This is a genomic window from Shewanella sp. c952 (assembly GCF_019654975.1).
Taxonomy (GTDB): Bacteria; Pseudomonadota; Gammaproteobacteria; order Enterobacterales; family Shewanellaceae; genus Shewanella.
In genome coordinates this window covers 1-457 of the sequence record NZ_BPEW01000135.1, presented here as the reverse complement: position 1 = coordinate 457, position 457 = coordinate 1, and the positions used below count along the sequence as shown (strand labels likewise).

The following is a 457-nucleotide window of genomic DNA, read 5'->3' as shown; positions in this document are numbered from 1 at the left end:
GCTCAAGCCTAGGGTTGTTGCGAGGTGAGCGGCTTGCACCGACTGTAACATTAAACTTGAGCCAAAATAGAGACTGTGACTGAGATCGAGCAACAACAACACTGGGCGCTCACGCTCTTCTACAAATAGTTTGGTGTGAGCTTTTCCGGTTCTCGCCGTTACGCGCCAGTCGATGGTGCGCACGTCGTCACCACTTTGATAGTGACGAACCTCGGCAAACTCCATCCCCCGACCTTTTATTAGGCTGGCACGGTGTCCTGCAAGGCTTGCCTTGGCCTTGGTTCGTTTCTCCGGCAAGGCTTTGGCAAGACTCTGACAGGCCAGTAACTCTTTTTCCGTAATGTTAATGCCGTTGCTAAACAACGGCAGCTCAGAATTGACCATTAAGGGACCGCAACTTGAGAAAGGATATGATTGATCACATTGTCGGCACTGACGCCATCGGCTTGTGCTTGAT

1 protein-coding gene is annotated in these 457 nt (G+C 51.2%); it reads right to left on the bottom strand.

Translation table 11 applies throughout. The annotated features are described in order from the left end of the window. Positions 1–384 (bottom strand): DUF58 domain-containing protein (locus K5R16_RS22245; protein WP_220740601.1); only part of this gene is annotated, 384 nt, incomplete at its 3' end. Between the last annotated feature and the right edge of the window lie 73 nt (positions 385–457).